The organism is Streptomyces sp. DSM 42067, from assembly GCF_055792885.1.
Genome location: NZ_CM147706.1, coordinates 7,495,473 through 7,512,166, shown reverse-complemented (window position 1 = coordinate 7,512,166; position 16,694 = coordinate 7,495,473). Strand labels below are relative to the sequence as shown.

General features: G+C 70.3%; 17 protein-coding genes. 7 read left to right on the top strand and 10 right to left on the bottom strand.

The window, feature by feature from the left end:
• Positions 1 to 9 precede the first annotated feature (9 nt).
• From ACSMXV_RS33775 to ggt, 6 genes are all read right to left on the bottom strand, one after another.
• On the bottom strand, positions 10 to 852 hold the full coding sequence (locus ACSMXV_RS33775) for a nitrilase-related carbon-nitrogen hydrolase (RefSeq protein WP_473174916.1): 843 nt from the start codon (positions 850 to 852) through the stop codon (positions 10 to 12).
• A 251-nt stretch (positions 853 to 1,103) separates the two neighbouring features.
• Positions 1,104 to 2,672, bottom strand: coding sequence for a PucR family transcriptional regulator (locus ACSMXV_RS33770; protein WP_473174915.1), 1,569 nt, complete (start codon positions 2,670 to 2,672; stop codon positions 1,104 to 1,106).
• 33 nt (positions 2,673 to 2,705) lie between these two features.
• Positions 2,706 to 3,992: an aspartate aminotransferase family protein gene (locus ACSMXV_RS33765; RefSeq protein WP_473174914.1), complete on the bottom strand. Its 1,287-nt coding sequence runs from the start codon at positions 3,990 to 3,992 to the stop codon at positions 2,706 to 2,708.
• Positions 3,989 to 4,831, bottom strand: coding sequence for a nitrilase-related carbon-nitrogen hydrolase (locus ACSMXV_RS33760; protein ID WP_473174913.1), 843 nt, complete (start codon positions 4,829 to 4,831; stop codon positions 3,989 to 3,991). Before ACSMXV_RS33760 ends, ACSMXV_RS33765 begins: the two co-directional genes overlap by 4 nt.
• Before the next feature lie 220 nt (positions 4,832 to 5,051).
• Positions 5,052 to 7,130 (bottom strand): hypothetical protein, encoded by a 2,079-nt coding sequence (locus ACSMXV_RS33755; RefSeq protein ID WP_473174912.1) that lies wholly within the window; start codon positions 7,128 to 7,130, stop codon positions 5,052 to 5,054.
• 144 nt (positions 7,131 to 7,274) lie between these two features.
• On the bottom strand, positions 7,275 to 9,077 hold the full coding sequence (gene ggt, locus ACSMXV_RS33750; RefSeq protein WP_473174911.1) for a gamma-glutamyltransferase: 1,803 nt from the start codon (positions 9,075 to 9,077) through the stop codon (positions 7,275 to 7,277).
• Between the two features lie 121 nt (positions 9,078 to 9,198).
• Between ggt and ACSMXV_RS33745 the strand changes: the two genes are divergently transcribed.
• From ACSMXV_RS33745 to ACSMXV_RS33725, 5 genes are all read left to right on the top strand, one after another.
• Positions 9,199 to 9,531 (top strand): alpha/beta fold hydrolase, encoded by a 333-nt coding sequence (locus ACSMXV_RS33745; RefSeq protein WP_473179147.1) that lies wholly within the window; start codon positions 9,199 to 9,201, stop codon positions 9,529 to 9,531.
• Between the two features lie 172 nt (positions 9,532 to 9,703).
• A complete protein-coding gene (locus ACSMXV_RS33740) occupies positions 9,704 to 9,868 on the top strand; it encodes a hypothetical protein (RefSeq protein ID WP_473174910.1) in 165 nt (54 codons plus the stop codon).
• 118 nt (positions 9,869 to 9,986) lie between these two features.
• A complete protein-coding gene (locus tag ACSMXV_RS33735; protein ID WP_473174909.1) occupies positions 9,987 to 10,772 on the top strand; it encodes a tyrosine-type recombinase/integrase in 786 nt (261 codons plus the stop codon).
• Entirely contained in the window at positions 10,769 to 11,092 is a 324-nt protein-coding gene (locus tag ACSMXV_RS33730) for a helix-turn-helix domain-containing protein (protein WP_473174908.1), read from the top strand. Before ACSMXV_RS33735 ends, ACSMXV_RS33730 begins: the two co-directional genes overlap by 4 nt.
• Positions 11,093 to 11,232: 140 nt before the next feature.
• Positions 11,233 to 12,363, top strand: coding sequence for a hypothetical protein (locus ACSMXV_RS33725; RefSeq protein ID WP_473174907.1), 1,131 nt, complete (start codon positions 11,233 to 11,235; stop codon positions 12,361 to 12,363).
• Between the two features lie 98 nt (positions 12,364 to 12,461).
• Here ACSMXV_RS33725 and ACSMXV_RS33720 read toward each other — a convergent pair whose 3' ends face one another.
• From ACSMXV_RS33720 to ACSMXV_RS33710, 3 genes are all read right to left on the bottom strand, one after another.
• On the bottom strand, positions 12,462 to 13,292 hold the full coding sequence (locus tag ACSMXV_RS33720; RefSeq protein ID WP_473174906.1) for a class I SAM-dependent methyltransferase: 831 nt from the start codon (positions 13,290 to 13,292) through the stop codon (positions 12,462 to 12,464).
• A gap of 207 nt (positions 13,293 to 13,499) precedes the next feature.
• Entirely contained in the window at positions 13,500 to 13,796 is a 297-nt protein-coding gene (locus ACSMXV_RS33715) for a helix-turn-helix domain-containing protein (RefSeq protein WP_473174905.1), read from the bottom strand.
• Entirely contained in the window at positions 13,744 to 14,055 is a 312-nt protein-coding gene (locus tag ACSMXV_RS33710; protein ID WP_473179245.1) for a recombinase family protein, read from the bottom strand. Before ACSMXV_RS33710 ends, ACSMXV_RS33715 begins: the two co-directional genes overlap by 53 nt.
• 232 nt (positions 14,056 to 14,287) lie before the next feature.
• Here ACSMXV_RS33710 and ACSMXV_RS33705 point away from each other — a divergent pair, with 232 nt between their 5' ends.
• Together ACSMXV_RS33705 and ACSMXV_RS33700 are read left to right on the top strand one after the other, a co-directional pair.
• A complete protein-coding gene (locus ACSMXV_RS33705) occupies positions 14,288 to 14,953 on the top strand; it encodes an ArsR/SmtB family transcription factor (RefSeq protein WP_473174904.1) in 666 nt (221 codons plus the stop codon).
• The gene (locus tag ACSMXV_RS33700; RefSeq protein WP_473174903.1) at positions 14,950 to 16,287 is read left to right on the top strand and encodes an MFS transporter; all 1,338 of its coding nucleotides are present in this window, start codon (positions 14,950 to 14,952) and stop codon (positions 16,285 to 16,287) included. Before ACSMXV_RS33705 ends, ACSMXV_RS33700 begins: the two co-directional genes overlap by 4 nt.
• A 72-nt stretch (positions 16,288 to 16,359) precedes the next feature.
• Here ACSMXV_RS33700 and ACSMXV_RS33695 read toward each other — a convergent pair whose 3' ends face one another.
• The gene (locus ACSMXV_RS33695; RefSeq protein WP_473174902.1) at positions 16,360 to 16,578 is read right to left on the bottom strand and encodes a transposase; all 219 of its coding nucleotides are present in this window, start codon (positions 16,576 to 16,578) and stop codon (positions 16,360 to 16,362) included.
• Between the last annotated feature and the right edge of the window lie 116 nt (positions 16,579 to 16,694).

Here is a 16,694-nt window from a genome sequence, read left to right as displayed (position 1 = left end):
AGAACACGCTCACGGCGCCGTCAGCGGCGTGTACGCCCCCGGGGCCCGGTCGCGGTAGAACTGCCAGCGGTCGCGGACCTCGCGGAGCTTGGCCATGTCCAGATCGCGGACGACGAGTTCGGTGTCCTTGTCGCTGGCGACCTCCCCGACGAACTGCGCCTCCGGGTCCACGAAGTACGAGGTCCCGTAGAAGTCGTTGTCGCCCAGCTCCTCGACGCCCACGCGGTTGATCGCGCCCACGAAGTACTCGTTGGCGACGGCCGCGGCCGGCTGCTCCAGCTGCCACAGATACGCGGACAGGCCGCGCGAGGTGGCCGACGGGTTGAAGACGATCTCGGCGCCCGCAAGACCCAGCGCCCGCCAGCCCTCCGGGAAGTGCCGGTCGTAGCAGATGTAGACGCCGATCTTCCCGGCGGCCGTGTCGAAGACGGGCCAGTCGGAGTGGCCGGGCCGGAAGTAGAACTTCTCCCAGAAGCCCTCGACCTGCGGGATGTGGGTCTTGCGGTACTTGCCGAGGTACGAACCGTCGGCGTCGATCACCGCCGCGGTGTTGTACAGGACGCCGGGCTGCTCCTCCTCGTACATCGGCAGGATCAGGACGATGCCCAGCTCCTTGGCGAGCGCCTGGAAGCGCTTGACTACGGGTCCGTCGGGGATCTGCTCGGCGTACTCGTAGAACGCCTTGTCCTGGACCTGGCAGAAGTACGGCCCGTAGAACAGCTCCTGGAAGCACAGGACTTGTGCGCCCTGCGCGGCGGCGTCGCGGGCCGCCTGCTCGTGGACCTGGATCATCGACTCCTTGTCGCCGGTCCAGGCGGTCTGGAAGACGGCGGCGCGGACCACTCTGCTCATCGGGACCTCCGGTCGCTCGGTGTGCCGTGAGCCTAGGAAGCCAGGTGAGCGCCTCGGAGTTGCACCGTGTCACGTCTGCGGCGGGGTGGCGTTCCACGGTGTCACATCCGGAGGACTCGCCCTCAACACCGCCGTGTTCCAGGCAGTTTGCCCCGCTGTTTCCGCCGCGTGCCGTCGCATCGATTACGCCGCGTGCCGTCGCATCGATTGCGCCGTGTGCCAAGGCATCGTTTCTGCCGTACGCCATCGCGTCACCCCCGCTGGGCGTCGTGCGCGAGCAGCGCGATGTGCAGGGACGCGGCCTGCTCGAAGTCGTCGAGGTCGACGCCGAGCCGGGCCTCGATGGCCTCCAGCCTGCGGTACAGCGCGGGTCTGCTGACGTGGTGCAGCTGGGCGGTCCGCGACTTGTTGCGTCCGGTCGCGAGATACGTGCGCAGCACGGGCAGCAGATCCGGATCGCCGTCTCCGCCGCCGCACAGCAGCCCGTCGAGCTCGCGCTCCGCGAAGGACTGCACATGCGGATCGTCCCGCAGCAGCCGTACGAGACCGCGCAGCCGTACGTCGCGCAGCCGCACCAGCATCGGAAGGTCCTGGTCGACGGGCGTGTCCGCGACGGCCTCGGCGACGTGCAGGGCCTCGCTCACACCGGCGGGCACGTCCTCCCAGGCGGTACGGGGCGCGGCGGCGGCGACCACCGGTCGGCCCCCGGTGCGCAGCCGGGCGGCGAAGTGCGCGGCCAGGGCGTCGGCGTCCTGGTCGCGGGCGAAACTGAGCAGCACGGCGGTGTACCCGTCGGCCAGCTCGGCGACCAGTCCGGAGAGGCCCAACAGCCTTAGAATCCGGCCCAGTTGGGACGCATCGCCGTCCAGTACCACCAGCGGCACGAACGTGCGCCGGTTCACCGGCAGCCCGGCGGCGCGCGCACGGGGCAGCAACTGGCGGGCCGGTACGACGCCGGAGACCAGGTCGGTCAGCAGGCTCTGTGCGGACTGCTCCTCCCAGGCGGCGACGGTGCCGCCGAGCATGCGGTGCAGGACGAGGGCCTCGGCACCGCGGTCGGCGAGCAGTCTGCCGGTCTCGATGTCGCCGCGGTAGCCGCACAGCACGAGCCTGCCCCACTGCTCGCCGCGTCCGCCGATGTCGGCGCGGATCCAGCCGTCGCCCTCGTTGCCGCCCGCCTGGCGCGCTATGCGCTCCCAGTCGCGGAGCACGTCGTCCACCGCTGACCGCTCGCCCGCCGTGGCGAGGACGCGGTGGGCGAGGTTCGTGAGCACGACAGGGCAGGCGCTGTGCCCGGCGATCTCGTCGAGCAGGCGCTGCAGCGGCGCGCCCGTCGTGATGAGCCCGGTCAGTGCGGTGCGTACGGCCTCGGAGAGGCTCACGGCCGCGAACTTGCGCCGTACGAGCCGCGACTGCACCTCCTCGGTGAGTTCCGCGAACGGGAAGGGGCGGTGCAGTACGACCATCGGCATCCCGCACCGCTCGGCGGCGCGCCGCATGGACTCGGGCGGGGCGGGGAAGGCCCGGCCGAGTCCGAGCACGACGGCCGCGGCCTCCGCGCGGTCCAGCGACCTGATGTACTCGGTCTGGATGCGCACGTCTCCGGCGAGCAGCACGCCGGTGGTGAGCACCATCTCGCCGCCGCTGAGCATCACTCCGACGTCGGCGGCCTCGGCGACATGCACCCAGCGCACCGGCCGGTCGAGCTGCCCGGCCCCCGCCACCACCTCCGGCTCGCCCGCCGCGACCCGTTCCAGGGCGAGGATCTGGCGTACGGACAGGGCTGTTTCGGGAGCCGGAACTGCGGTGGTGACGGTCATGGCGACCCCTCCATGCGGCCAGGGGGTGTCTTGCTAACAGACGCTGCGCAGGGCCCGTTCGAGAATCGCGGCGCCTTCTTCCGCCTCCGCTACCGTGAGCGACAGCGGCGGGGCGATGCGCAGCACGCTCGTGCTGTGGCCCCCGCCCTTGCCGATGAGCAGCCCGCCCGCGCGGGCCTCCTCGAGCACGGCGGCGGCCGCCTCCAGGTTGGCCTCGTCGGTGCCGGGCTTCACCAGTTCCACGCCGATCATCAGGCCGCGGCCGCGCACTTCCCGTACGGTCGGCAGCTGGGCGCAGATGCCGCGCAGCCGCTCGATGAGCAGGCCGCCGACGCGCCGGGCGTTGCCCTGGAGGTCGTGCTCCAGCAGGTACGAGAGGTTGGCGAGACCCGCGGCCATGGTGACCGGGGAGCCGCCGAACGTCGAGATGGAGTTGGCGTCCAGGCAGTTCATGACCTCGGCGCGGGCGACGACGCCGCCGATGGACATGCCGTTGCCGATGCCTTTGGCGAAGGTGAGGATGTCGGGCGGTCCGGACTGTCCGTGTGCCTGCCAGCCCCAGAAGTTGTCGCCGGTCCGGCCCCAGCCGGTCTGCACCTCGTCGGCGATCCACAGGATGCCGTGCCGCTGGAGGACCTGGCGGAAGGCCGCGTACAGCCCGTCGGGCGGGGAGGTGAATCCGCCGACGCCCTGGATGGGTTCGGCGATCAGCGCGGCCACTCCCCCACGGGTCTGGCCGAGCATGTCCTCGAGGTCGGCGACGCACGCGGCGATGAAGTCGTCGTCGCCCAGGTCCGCGAACGGCCCACGGCCGCGGACGCCGCCGTGCACGTACAGGGTCTGCAGCGGCGAGAGGCTGGTCGGTGACCAGCCGCGGTTGCCGGTGATCCCGATCGAGCTGAAGGAGCGGCCGTGGTAGCTGTTGCGCATCGCCAGGATCTGGTTGGAGCGGCGGTACGTGGTGGCGAGCAGCAGGGCCGTGTCGTTGGCCTCCGTGCCGGAGGTGGTGAAGAAGACCCGGGCGTCCGGGATGCCGGAGAGGGCCGCGATGCGCTCGGCCAGATCGACCATCGGCCGGTTGAGGTAGAGCGTCGAGGAGTGGATGATCCGCCCGGCCTGCTCGCTGACGGCCTTGGTGACCTCGGGCAGGGCGTGGGCGGTCATCGTGGTGAGGATGCCTCCGAAGAAGTCGAGGTACTTGTTGCCCTCGGCGTCCCAGACGTGGCGGCCCTCGCCGTGCGTGATCTCGATCGGGTCGTCGTAGTAGAGGGCCAGCCAGTCGGGGAGGACGGCGCGGTGGCGGTCGTAGAGGTCTTTCACGGCTGTACCAGTCCTTCGTACGCGTCGGGTCGGCGGTCGCGGTAGAACGCCCACTGATTGCGTACCTCGTCGATCAGGTCGAAGTCGAGATCCCGGACGACGAGCTCCTCGGTCTTGTCGCTCGCGGTCTCGCCGACGAACTGGCCGCGCGGGTCGACGAAATAGCTGGTCCCGTAGAAGTCGTTGTCGCCGTACTCCTCCTGGCCGACGCGGTTGATCGCGGCGATGAAGTACTCGTTGGCGACCGCGGCCGCGGGCTGCTCCAGCTGCCACAGGTACGCGGACAGGCCGCGTGACGTGGCCGACGGGTTGTAGACGAGCTGGGCGCCGTTCAGGCCGAGCTGCCGCCAGCCCTCCGGGAAGTGCCGGTCGTAGCAGATGTACACGCCGACCCTGCCCACGGCGGTGTCGAAGACCGGCCAGCCCATGTTCCCGGGCTTGAAGTAGTACTTCTCCCAGAAGCCCTTGACCTGCGGGATGTGGTGCTTGCGGTACTTGCCGAGGTACGAGCCGTCGGCGTCGATCACGGCCGCGGTGTTGAAGTAGAACCCGGACTGCTCCACCTCGAAGACCGGGACGACGACCACCATGCCGGTCTCGCGCGCGAGGTCCTGCATACGGCGCACCGTGGGCCCGTCCGGCACGGGCTCGGCCCAGCGATAGTGCTCGGCCTCCTGCACCTGGCAGAAGTAGGGGGCGTTGAACACCTCCTGGAACCCGATGATCTTCGCCCCCTGGCGGGCCGCCTCGCGTGCGTGCTCCTCGTGTTTCGCGATCATGGATTCGGTGTCGCCGGTCCAGGTCGCCTGGACCAGTGCGGCACGTACGACGTTGGCCATGAGCTGCTCCTTCGACGGGAACGTCCGAGAGCCTCTACGCCCGTAGAAACAGGGTGTAGAGGCCGAAAGTAAGCCGCCTACGGGAGCTGGGCAAGACCATTGCCGTTAACCCGCTGAGTCGATCATGTTTCCTACCCGAGCGGGTGAGATGGGGCGGGCGCGAGACCGATTCCTGTGTGAGTGCCGCGCGCCCGCCCGCGCTCACGCCCGCCCGTACCCGTTACGCCAGTCCGGCCACCCGGAGTGCGTGCACGAGATCCCGGTGCCGCTCGTCGGACACTGCCTTGACCGCGTCCAGGAGCAGCGGCACGAGCCGCTCCGGGTCACTCTGCGCGCAACGGGCCACCTCCTCGGGGGTACGGACCCGCACGTACACGTCGAGCAGGACGCGGGCCTCGCGGTGCCGGCCCTCGTCGACGAGCCCGACGACTGCGTCGCTGATCTCCCGGGCGGGCCGGACCAGGCCCTGGCGCAGGATCTGGTCGCTGTCCGAGGTGCGGCCCGCTGCGGACAGGGCGTCCGCCGCGGCGACCAGCCGGTCGGGCGGCAGCGACGCGGCCTCCCACAGCAGCGTGGCCCAGTCGGCGCCGAGTCCCGCGCGGTGCAGCTCGGCGGCGAGCAGCGGGAAGCGGGTGGGGGCCCAGTACGCGGCCTCGACGAGCACGGCGTGGGCCTCGCCACTGCGGCCCTCCGCACGCAGCCGGACCAGTCTTTCGACGGCCGCCGTGACGGCCCGGCGTGCCTCGGCGTCGAGCGGCAGGCGCTGCCGCGTGTCCTCGGAGTCCTCGGGAGCTCCGGCGAACCGGGCGCCGCGACGTGTGCCGACGGTCGTCGCCGGGGCGGGCATCACCGGCAGGGGCATCGCGGGCTCGGCGAGGGCGGTGTCCGGCTCAGCCTCGATCCCGGCGAACCGGGCGCTGCCGCGACGGCGTTTGGCGCGGGCCTCGGCTTTGGCTTTGCGGCCCTCGGCTTTGCGGGGCTCGGCCTCCCCGGTCTCGGCCTCCCAGGTCGCGGATGCACGGTTCGCGGACCGGGCAGCGGGGTCCTGCCCGGTGTCGCGGGTGGCGCCGGGGGCAGGGCCTCCGGCGGGGGCGCCGGGACGATAGCCCGCGGCGGGCATGGGGCCGTCGCCGGCCACGCCGGGACGATAGCCCGCGGCGGGCGTGGGGCCGTCGCCGGTCACGCCGGGACGATAGCCCCCGGCGGGCGTGGGGCCGTCGCCGGTCACGCCGGGACGATAGCCCCCGGCAGACGCGGGATCGCCACCGGCCACGCCAGGCCGAAAACCCCCGGCGGACGTGGGGCCCTCGCCGGTCACGCCGGGACGATAGCCCCCGGCAGACGCGGAATCGCCGCCGGTGGATCCGGAACCATAAGCCTCGGCAGAGGAATGGCTGGGCCTTGTCCCCTCGGGAGCGTACTGTCCGGCAGCGGGCGCGGAACCGCCCCCGACGGCGCCGCCGCCGTACCCGTACCCGCCAGCGGCTGCGCGGCCCGGGGCACCCGGCCCGTAGGCCCCTGCGGACGGGTGGGCCGGTCCTTCCCGCCGTTGCGCCTGCCTGCCTGCGGCCGCCGACGGTCCACCGGTCGTGGGCGCCTCGTCCTCCGGGCGGAACCAGTCGTCGGGGGCGATGGTGCGGCCTGCCGCGACGGAGTGGCCCTGGCCCGGCCACCCCGGGCCCGTCGGGCCCTCCGGTGCGGCGGGATGCTGCCAGGCCGTGGGAGCGTCCGGCGCCCCCGGCCTTCCCCGCACCTCCTGGCCGTCCGGGGTGAAGGCCTCCGCGCCATTCCAGAGCCGGTCCACGGTGGCGATCCGGGAGCGGAGTTCGGCGCAGCGTGCGGTCGCGCGCTCGTGGTCGTCGCGGGCCCAGGCCAGGTCGAGTCGGAGGCCCTCGGTCTCGTCCGGCGAGGCGGCGTCGCGCAGCAGCTCGCCCAGTTCCGCCTGGCGCTCGGCGGCGTACCGCTGCTCACTGAGCATGACGTCGAGCCGGTCGCCGAGCGCCTCACGGCCCCCGGGCCTGGCGTCGTAGGCGGCCAGTGACGCGGCGTGCAGACTGCGCGCCTGCACGGTCTCCGGCCCGGCGACCCAGTCGCCGCGGTCCGCGGCGAGGTCCTGGATCAGGGACTCCACGACGTCCCAGGGCGGCACCTCTCGGCCGTCCAGGCAGGCCTGCATTCCTTCGGGGTCGCGCTGCCAGAAAACGGCACACCAGCCCGCGTCCTGATCGAGCTGCGTCACGAGCCGTCTCAGATAGGCCGCGAACTCCCGAACCTGGTCCGGGAGTTGTTCCACTGTCATCGAAGTCCGCCCGTATCAGACTGGAATCTTCCGGTCCGCCAGGAAACACCCGCCGTGTTACAGGAGCGCTACGAGCAGTTTTCAGTGGTGCCGCAAAGCTCTCTGGCGGACTGGTCCATGGCTGTGCGGCGGCAGCCCGAGACCCTACGACGCCGGCCGCACCACCATCGCCGAGCCCCCACCCCGCCGTACCGTCTCGGCCGCCGCGAGCCAGCGGCCGTCCGTCAGGCGCTGGACAGCGGTGGCCGCGCCGATCTCCGGGTTCTGCCGGAAGCCGTGGCCAATGGACTCCAGTTCCGCCTTCAGGGGGCTGTTCCACAGGCCCGGTTCAAGTTCGGTGGTCGTCTGGTTGCGCTGGCTGGCCCTGGGGGCGGCGATGGCGTCGACCAGCGGCAGGCCCCGGTCGAGGAAGCCCGTCAGGGTCTGCAGCACGGTCGTGATGATGGTCGCGCCGCCGGGCGAGCCGAGAGCCACCACGGGCTTGCCGTGCTGGTCGAGGACGATCGTCGGGGACATCGAGGAGCGCGGGCGCTTGCCGGGGCCCGGCAGGTTCGGATCGTGGACGTCGGGGCTCGCGGGCGCGAAGGAGAAGTCGGTCAGCTCGTTGTTGAGCAGGAAGCCGCGGCCCGGCACCGTGATGCCGCTGCCGCCGGTCTGCTCGATGGTGAGTGTGTACGAGACGACGTTGCCCCACTTGTCGGCGACCGTGAGGTGCGTGGTGTTCTCGCCCTCGTACGTCGTCGGGGCGGCCTTGTCGCCGGCCGTGCAGGCGGCCGGGTTGCGCGGGTCGCCCGGTGCGAGCGGGCTGCTCAGTACCGCGTCGTCCTTGATGAGGCAGGCGCGCGAGTCCGCGTACTTCTGCGACAGCAGTTCCTTCGTCGGGACGTCCTCGACGGCGGGGTCGCCGACCCAGCGGCCGCGGTCCGCGAAGGCGACACGGCTCGCCTCGATGTAGCGGTGCAGGTACTGGACCTCGCTCGCCTTCGAGAGATCGGTCTTCTCCAGGATGTTCAGCGCCTCGCCGACCGTCGTGCCGCCGGAGGACGAGGGCGCCATGGAGTACACGTCGAGGCCGCGGTAGGAGGTCTTCGTCGGCGCCTGCCGCTTGGCGCGGTAGGCCGCGAGGTCCTTCAGCGAGAGGTCACCGGGCCGGGCCACCCATCCCGAGGACGGGTCCACAGGTGGATCGTTCACCGTACGCACGATGTCCTTCGCCAGGTCACCGCGGTAGAGCGCGCCGACGCCCTTGCGCCCCAGCTCGGCGTAGGTGGTGGCCAGATCGGGATTCTTGAAGGTCGAGCCGACCACCGGCAGCTCGCCGCCCGGCAGGAACAACTTCTCCGTGTCCGGGAAGTCCTCGAAGCGGGCCTTGTTGGACTCGGTCTGCGAGCGGAAGGTGGCGTCGACGGTGAAGCCGTCGCGGGCCAGCCGCTCCGCCGGTTTCAGCAGGGAGCCCAGTGACCGGCTGCCCCACGCGTCGAGCGCGGACTGCCAGGTCGCGGGAGTGCCGGGCGTGCCGACGCTCAGTCCGCTGGTGACCGCGTCGGCGAAGGCGATCGGCTGGCCGTTCTCGAGGAACAACCCCGAGTCGGCGGTCAGCGGCGCCGTCTCGCGTCCGTCGATGGTCTGGACGGTACGGGATTTCGCGTCGTAGTAGACGAAGTAGCCGCCTCCGCCGATGCCCGACGAGTAGGGCTCGGTGACGCCGAGGGCCGCCGCGGTGGCGACCGCCGCGTCGACCGCGTTGCCACCGTTCTTCAGGACCGCGATGCCGGCGGCGGACGCGTCCGCGTCGACGCTGGCGACCGCGCCGCCGTACCCGACAGCGACGGGTGTCTTCTCGGGCGGAGACGCCGCGTCCGAGGAGGGTGGCGCGGCCGCCCCGAGCGACACCACGGCCGCCGTAACGGCCACGAACGACAGGCTCCGCGCAACAGGGCGACGCATCCGTACCTCCAGTCGACACCGGTCCACGCAGCGTAACTTCACTGCCATGCTCCCGTCAGGACCACCTTGAACTCGAACGCGAGTACGCGCGACCGCTAGTCTTCTGAGTTAGGAATTCCGCATCGCCGGCCGGCAAGCGATCATCATCGATCTCCTCGGACACGGCTACATCGACCGTCCCGCGAACTTCTCCTACTCCCTGCACGCTCACGGCCGCACGGTCGCGACCCTTCTGGACCACTGCGGCGTAGAAGGCTGCGTCCTGATCGGACATTCGATGGGCGGAGCCAGCGCCATCGTGCTGGCGACCCAGCGCCCGGAGCTGTTCTCCCGAGTGATCGTCGCGGAACCAAATCTGTACCCCGGCGGCGGCATGTTCAGTAGCCCCATCGCCGCCTTCACAGAACAGGACTTCGTTGCCCACGGCTTCCGCACCGTGTTGGGAGAGCAATAGTCCCCGAGTCCGCGTACGCCCCCAACTCCTGGCACGACTGAGAGTGCCTGGGCCAGGGCCTGTTACTTCGTTCGAGTGACCGCAGGCCGTTCTGACCCAACCTCGCCCGCAGTACGCAACCCTCATCCCGGTCGGGATTTCTTCAGTCTGGGTGAAGTCGTGGAGGCGTGGGTTGGCTCTGGCCGTAGTACGCGATCTGCGCGAGTACCGGGCGCCGGCGAGCGAGGAGGGGCTCGCCGAGTTCGAGACCGATGTGCTGGCGGGGTTCGTGCTGCGCGGGCCTCGGCTGGTCTGGTTGACAGCACGATCCGCAATGACACCAACCATTTGGAGCTGATCCGGGACTGGTTCGGCCGTCCGCTGTGGGAGATGGAGCCGGCGGACGCCGATGTCTATTTCGGCAAGGTGCTCCGCGATGCCAAGCCTTCGACTCGGACCGGGCGGGCGCGCTGGCGGTGTTCTTCCAGTTCCTTGAGCTGCGGCACAAGGTCGAGCTGCACAACCTCACCGGACGTGTGGTCGGGTGCCCGCTGGATGAGATGAACAGGCCGCGGGCCTCGGTGGAACCGCAACTGCGGATCCCGCCCAGCGAGGCGGAGATCGAGGCGCTGTTCGCCGGATGGCGCGAGGAGCTGGTGACCTGCCGCAAGTTCGGCCCGGCCGCCCGCAACTACGCAGTCGCCCGGGTGGCGGCCGACGTGGGCTGCGGATCAACGAGGCACGGATGCTCGATCTGGACGACGTCCGGTGGGAGCTGGGCCAGTTCGGCAAGCTCAACGTCCGGCACGGCAAGGGATCTCGACGGGTGGACCGAAGCCGCGGTTGGTGCCGCTGCTCAACGGCGCCGACCGCAACCTGCGCTGGTTCATCGAGGACGTGTGGGGCCACTTCGATGCCGACCACACCAGGCCAGGCGCCCCGCTGTTCCCCTCCGAGTGCAAGAACCGGGACGGCTCCTGCTCGCGGCGACCGCCGATGTCTTTCGCCGGTCGCTGGCCGATGCCGCGGCTCAGCACCTGCCCACCTGGGCCGGGAAGCTCACCCCGCATGTGCTGCGGCATTTTTGTGCCTCCCAGCTCTATCTCGCCGGCATGACCTTGTTCGCCATCCAGGAGCTACTCGGACATACCTGGACCGGAACCACGGCCCGGTATATTCACGTCCACGGCACCCATGTCGAAGACGCCTGGGTCGCCGGACAACAGCGCGCCACCGACCGATGGAAAGGGCTGGCCCAGTGAAGTGGAACCTTCGCCTGGCGGCCGCCAACCGCGGCATCTGGAAGGCCAGCGAACTCCAGCGAATGCTCGCCGAACGCGGCGTGGTGATCAGCGCGGGGAAGATGTCGGGCCTGTGGTCCGGCCAGCCGAACACCGTCAAGCTCGACGAGCTGGACGTCATCTGCGCCGTGCTCGGCTGCGGCGTCGAGGAACTGCTCCTGCCCGAGACGGAGAAGGTGCCGGAGCCGATGCCGGCGACCGACTCGCAGGCGACCGCGGTGGGCCAGCCGCGCACCGTCGCCCCGCGTCCTCGCACCGGCAGGTCTCTGCCACCGCGATGACCTGCGTGCACTGCGGCAAGCCGCTGCCCGAAGGGTCTCGGCGAGACCGGGCCTACTGCGACCACACATGCCGGGCCCTGGGCTCCTACTACCGGCGAAAGGCCGGCATCCCACCCCCACCACGCTGGCAGCACCCCGCCTTGACCTCGGACAACCCCGCGCTGCGGTCGGCCGCGGCCCACGCCAAGCAGCTCGGCGAGACCAACGGATGGTCGCCGTCACTCGTGCGGTGCTCGATGGACGGCCTGACGGCGGTGCTGGAGGACCGCCCGCCCGGCAAGCCCGTGAAGCTCACCGAAGTCCGTGCGCGAATACCGCGACACGCTTCCAGCCGTCGGGTCGCCGAGGTCCTCACCGACCTGGAACTTCTGGAAGATGACAGCGCCTTGGCGATCCGCTCCTGGATCGACGACCGCACCGCCGAACTGCCCGCCGGGTTCGCCAGCGACGGCCGTGCCTGGCTGCTGGTCCTGCTCGACGGCGACAGCCGTGCCAAGCCCCGGTCCCACACCTGCCTCTACGTCTACTTCGGCTGCGTCCGCCCCCTGCTGGAGAACTGGGCGGCGACCCGTGGGCACCTGCGCGAGATCACCATCGCCGACGTCACGGCCGCGCTGTCACCCCTGCGTGGATGGCAGCGGCGCAACGCCATCGCCGCGCTGCGTTCACTGTTTCGCTTCGCCAAGAAGCGTGGCCTGATCTTCGCCGACCCCACCACCCGCCTGAAGACCGAAGACATCCAGCGCAGCCTGCTGCCGATGACCGACGCCGAGGTCCTCGCCGTCCAGCGGGTCGCCGTCACCCCGGCGCAACGGATGATCGTCGCCCTGGCCGCCGTCCAGGCCGCCCGCGCTACGGCCATCCGACGCCTCACCTTGGACGATCTCGACCTGCCCAATCGCCGGATCACCATCGCCGGACACGCCCAACGGCTTGGCGAACTGCCTCACCAGACCCTGCTGGCCTGGCTCGCCCAGCGTCGCATCACCTGGCCGAAGACTCACAACCGGCACGTATTGATCAACGCGAAGACCGCCCTGGGAAACGGACCTGTCAGTGCCGAATACCTCAAGCGGCACCTGCTGCACCAGGGCGTCTACCTCGAACACATCCGCGGCGACCGGGTCCTGCACGAGGCGCTGACCGTCGGCGCCGACCCGCTGCACCTCGCCCTGCTCTTCAACCTGTCCCACACGACCGCGAGCCGCTATGCTGCCATCGCCCAGAACCTGCTCGACGACCAGATCGAGCAGACCGCCGAGAGCGAATGAGTATCCCGCCGATTCAGTGCCGTTTCCGAACCCCGGGGATGCACGTCAGCGCACTGTTCGCGAGCTGCGCCCCGGAGGCCGGTCCGTGCGGCGAGCGTTCAGGGGGTGTCCGGCGTCGGCTTGCGGGCCAGGTCGTAGGCGAAGCTCACTGTTTCGGTCAGGCTGCCGTCGATCATGTAGGGGCTGAGCTCGGCGCTGAGGTCGGCGTCGAACTCAGCGGCGCGGTCCGCAAGCACAGACGGAGGCAGGAATGACGTCGAGCGGACGTGGCCGGCGAGTTCGTCGGTCGTCCAGCGGTGCTCGACCGCGAACCGGTGCCGTTCGGCGGGCTCGAAGCCGGCGCGAAAGAGCACGTCCTGGTCCGCGTCCTCCTGCCGTTGGCTCTCCACGCCGGGCGGAACGCGGCTGGATGCGTCGAGGGTCTCCTGCCACCTGCGCAGCAGCCTGTCGAATGCCTGCTGCCAGTCCAGGGAGCCGGCCCACGGGCTCGTCGACCAGCACAGAGCCAGGCAGCCGCCGGGCTGGAGCCAAGCGAGGGCGCGCCTGGCGACGACGTCGCGGCGCAGGCGGTGGAAGGCGTTGCCGATGACGATCAGTTCGAAGCTTCCCGGGTCCGCGTCCAGCTCCTCGGCGTCGGCGGTGATGGCCCGGAGGCGGGCCGCGTCCGCGATGGCGGCCGCCTTGGCGCGGACCGCCTCCGTCATGTCGGGTTCGGCGTCCACGGCCCATACGTCCGCGAACCGGTCGCGCAGCGGGAAGGCGAGCTGACCGGTGCCGCAGGCCAGGTCCAGAAGGCGTCCACGCCCGGAGGGGGCCGTGCGGCGGGCCAGGTCGGCGAGCATCGCGTCAGGGTAGGGAAGACGGAAGCGGTCGTAGTAGCTCGCGGTGCCCCGGTACAGGTTGGGGTCGAACCTCACCTCGTTGGCCATGCGGCCACCCTCCCACGGGTCCGCCCCGCCAGGCGGCTTCTGATCCGTCCCCGGGCCATCGTGGGGCAACGAACCCACCGCACTTTCATGCCTGACTGCCGAAGACGCCGTGGGTTCCCGGTGAAAGCACCTCAGTCACGCTGAACTCACGGCTGACGTGCCGGTAAGAACCGTGTCACCAGCCGCAAACGGCGGTGATCAGCCCCCTTACCTGGACGGCCGGGGCGGTTCTGCCGTGTTGGTCGTCTCGGCAAGCGCGAGGCGACCGCCCTTCAGCTCGGGCACGTAGTTGTAGATCGTGTTCCTGGAGACGCCGAGGAGCTTCGCAATCGAGGTGACGGTGTTCTCCGGGCGGGCGAGCAGGTCGCGGGCGTGACGTACCTGCTCGTCGGTCATGGCCGGCGGGCGACCGAGTCGGGCGCCGCGGGCACGGGCGGCGTCCAGGCCCTCATTAGTGCCCTGCACGATGAGTTCGCGGATGAACTCCGCCAGGGCCGCGAACACGTGGAAGGCCAGGCGCCCGCCGGGGCGTGGTCGTGTCGAGCGCCTCGTGTAGCGAGGTGAAGCCGATGCCGCGCTTGCGCAGACCGGAGACGATCGCGATGAGGTCCTGGATCCACCCTGCTTCGGTGAGCGCGTGGACCTGCCGGTCGAGCAACTGTCCCTTGGCGGACACGCGTGCGTATCCCACAAGGCCACCGGTCCGTACGGCTGGAACGGGGGCGAGGAGATCGGCGGTGTCGTCGTCCTGGGGTGGCTGCACCCGCGAGATCGTACAGAAAAGGGTGCTCCTCAAGTTCTTGAGCACATCGACTTTCTGACACCGTTTTATGGGCATGATCCGGTGCCGATCCGGCCGCACGCCGCCACTTATCGATCTTGCTCATCAATCGGTCGATAAATGAGCAGCGGCACCCCGCAAGCTACCTGAACCGCAAAGGGTTCTTCGCGAAGGCTTCTTTGCGAAGAACCCTTTGCGGACTACCGTGTGTCGCATGGCTGATGCAGTGGAGAGGCCGGATGGCCCGAACGTTGAAGAGGACTCGGTTGTCCTGGATGCCAAGGGGCTGCGTGCCCTGGCGCATCCGGTGCGCGTGCAATTGGTCGGGCTGCTGCGGAAGTACGGCCCGTCGACGGCCACCCGCCTCGCGGAGCGGCTGGGTGTGAATTCCGGTACGGCCAGCTACCACCTCCGGCAGCTCGGCGCGGCCGGTTTCGTCGAGGAAGACACCGAACGCGGCAACGCGCGAGAGCGTTGGTGGCGTTCGGTGCACCGGACGACTTGGTTCAACGATCCGGAGCTGGCCGAGCGGGAGCCCGAGGCCGCACTGGCCTACCAGCAGTCCGTCGCCGCCATCTACACCCTGCGCACGCAGCAGACCTTGAACGGGCTTCAGACGATGCCCCGCGCATGGCGGTACACCTTCGACATGAGCGACTGGGCCTTGCGGCTCACGCCCGAGGAAGCCGCCGCCCTGTACCGGGAGTTGACGGAAGTCATCGCGCGCTACCGGCGAGACGCGCCGGAGACGGCAGCGAGTGCCCCCGAGGGAGCCGAACGGGTCGCTGTGATCACGCAGATCCTGCCCGAACTGGATGCGCCTGCCGCGTCGTCGCTCCCTTCCGGTCCTCAGGAAGAGGAAGGAAGCCCGACGTCATGACCGACGACGCCTCGGAGCCTGGCGGCATACCCGGCAAGAGGTCCTTACGCCCGCTAGGTGGGGTGCTGGCGGCCATGGCCGTGTCGCTGACCGGCACGCGGATCTCCGTTGTGGCACTGCCCTGGTTCGTCCTCGTCACAACCGGCAGCGCCACCCAGACCGGACTGGTCGCCTTTTGCGAGATGGCGCCCTACGTGGTGGTCAAGGCGTTCACCGGACCGCTGGTGGACCGGATCGGCCCGCGGGCCGTTTCCTGGACCACCGATCTGGCCAGCGCGATCGCCGCTGCCGCGGTTCCCCTGCTCCACGCCCTGGACCTGCTTTCCTTTCCCCTTCTGCTGGTTCTGGTCGCGCTGATCGGCGCGGCCCGGGGACCTGGCGACCTGGCCAAGGAGGTGATGGTGCCGGAAGCGGCCGAGCGCGGCTGGGTGCCACTGGAGCGGGCCACCGGTCTGGCCGGTGTGACCGAGCGGCTCGCCTCCACCATCGGCCTGGCAGCCGGCGGATCCCTAGTGGCGGTGCTCGGTCCCCTGACCGGACTCGCCGTCAACGCGGGCTGCTTCGCCCTCGGATCGGTGATCATCAAACTCGCACTGCCTCGCGGCATGGGGCACGCGGCCGAGGAAGTCCCCTCGCAGACCGGGGAGACGGGACCGGGCTACTGGCGGCGGTTCGGCGAGGGCTTCACCTTCCTGCGCGGCGAGCCGCTGCTGCTCACCGTCATCGTCATGGTCGGCATCACCAACCTGCTGGACGCAGCGTTCAACTCGGTACTCGTACCCGTCTGGGCCAGAGAATCCGGCAACGGGCCGACCGCGATCGGCCTGACGGGCAGCGTCATGGGGGCCGCGGCGGTCGGCGGGAGCCTGATCGCCGCGGTGGTCGCGCACCGGCTGCGGCGGCGGGTGGTGGTTCTCACCGGGTTCCTGCTGCTCGGGGCACCGAGGTTCCTGATCCTCGCCTTCGACGCCCCGTTGGGGGTGGTACTGGCCGTCTTCGCGGTCAGCGGGTTCGGTGCCGGCTTCGTCAACCCAGTGCTGGGGGCCGTCCTCGTCGAGCGGGTGCCGCGCCGGATGCTGGGCCGGGTCAACGCGCTCGGTGACTCGCTGGCCTGGGCCGGTATCCCTCTCGGCGGGCTGCTCGCCGGGGCGGCGGTGACCGCCGTCGGACTCGTGCCGGTGCTGCTCGCCTGCGGCGCCGCGTACTTCCTCACCACGAATCTGGCTGGACTGCGGCCGGAATGGCGCGAGATGGACCATACGCGTGGGCGGGGCGTCGTGAAGCCGCATTCCAAGGAAGACGCCTCACAAGGCAGTGCGAACGCAGCGACATGACGTTTACGGGAGGGAGATGGACCATCTGGTTTTCTTCTCCCTCCCATCGCTCCTTCTGACCTCACCCACGCTTCACGCACGCTCAGATGACTGCTGGCCGGCGGCGTCCGTCGGCACTCGGGGGCCCGGAAGTTTGACCGCAGCAAGGTCAAGGCGGGTGTCCATGTCGAGGTTGACCTCCCCGTACGGGCGGACGTGGGACCAGAACAGCGGGGTCAGGCCGCGCCGGTCGGCGGACGTGAGGAGGCCGGCCCACTCCGGTTCGCGGGCGGTCGCGTTCCGATCCCTCATTGCCGGGGCGATCGTGATGCTGAGCTCACTGGCAACGAGGCGCAGGCTCGACTTCACGGCTGACTGGTGGCCATTCGCAGTGGTCGGCGCGACAACCGAACCTGGCCAGCCGTCGT

Excerpts from the sequence above, each read along its gene's own strand:
- ACSMXV_RS33775 (WP_473174916.1), bottom strand. The coding sequence starts at position 852 with ATGAGCAGAGTGGTCCGCGCCGCCGTCTTCCAGACCGCCTGGACCGGC.
- ggt (WP_473174911.1), bottom strand. The coding sequence starts at position 9,077 with ATGCGTCGCCCTGTTGCGCGGAGCCTGTCGTTCGTGGCCGTTACGGCG.
- ACSMXV_RS33770 (WP_473174915.1), bottom strand. The coding sequence starts at position 2,672 with ATGACCGTCACCACCGCAGTTCCGGCTCCCGAAACAGCCCTGTCCGTA.
- ACSMXV_RS33720 (WP_473174906.1), bottom strand. The coding sequence starts at position 13,292 with ATGGCCAACGAGGTGAGGTTCGACCCCAACCTGTACCGGGGCACCGCG.
- ACSMXV_RS33760 (WP_473174913.1), bottom strand. The coding sequence starts at position 4,831 with ATGGCCAACGTCGTACGTGCCGCACTGGTCCAGGCGACCTGGACCGGC.
- ACSMXV_RS33695 (WP_473174902.1), bottom strand. The coding sequence starts at position 16,578 with ATGAGGGATCGGAACGCGACCGCCCGCGAACCGGAGTGGGCCGGCCTC.
- ACSMXV_RS33700 (WP_473174903.1), top strand. The coding sequence starts at position 14,950 with ATGACCGACGACGCCTCGGAGCCTGGCGGCATACCCGGCAAGAGGTCC.
- ACSMXV_RS33705 (WP_473174904.1), top strand. The coding sequence starts at position 14,288 with ATGGCTGATGCAGTGGAGAGGCCGGATGGCCCGAACGTTGAAGAGGAC.
- ACSMXV_RS33755 (WP_473174912.1), bottom strand. The coding sequence starts at position 7,130 with ATGACAGTGGAACAACTCCCGGACCAGGTTCGGGAGTTCGCGGCCTAT.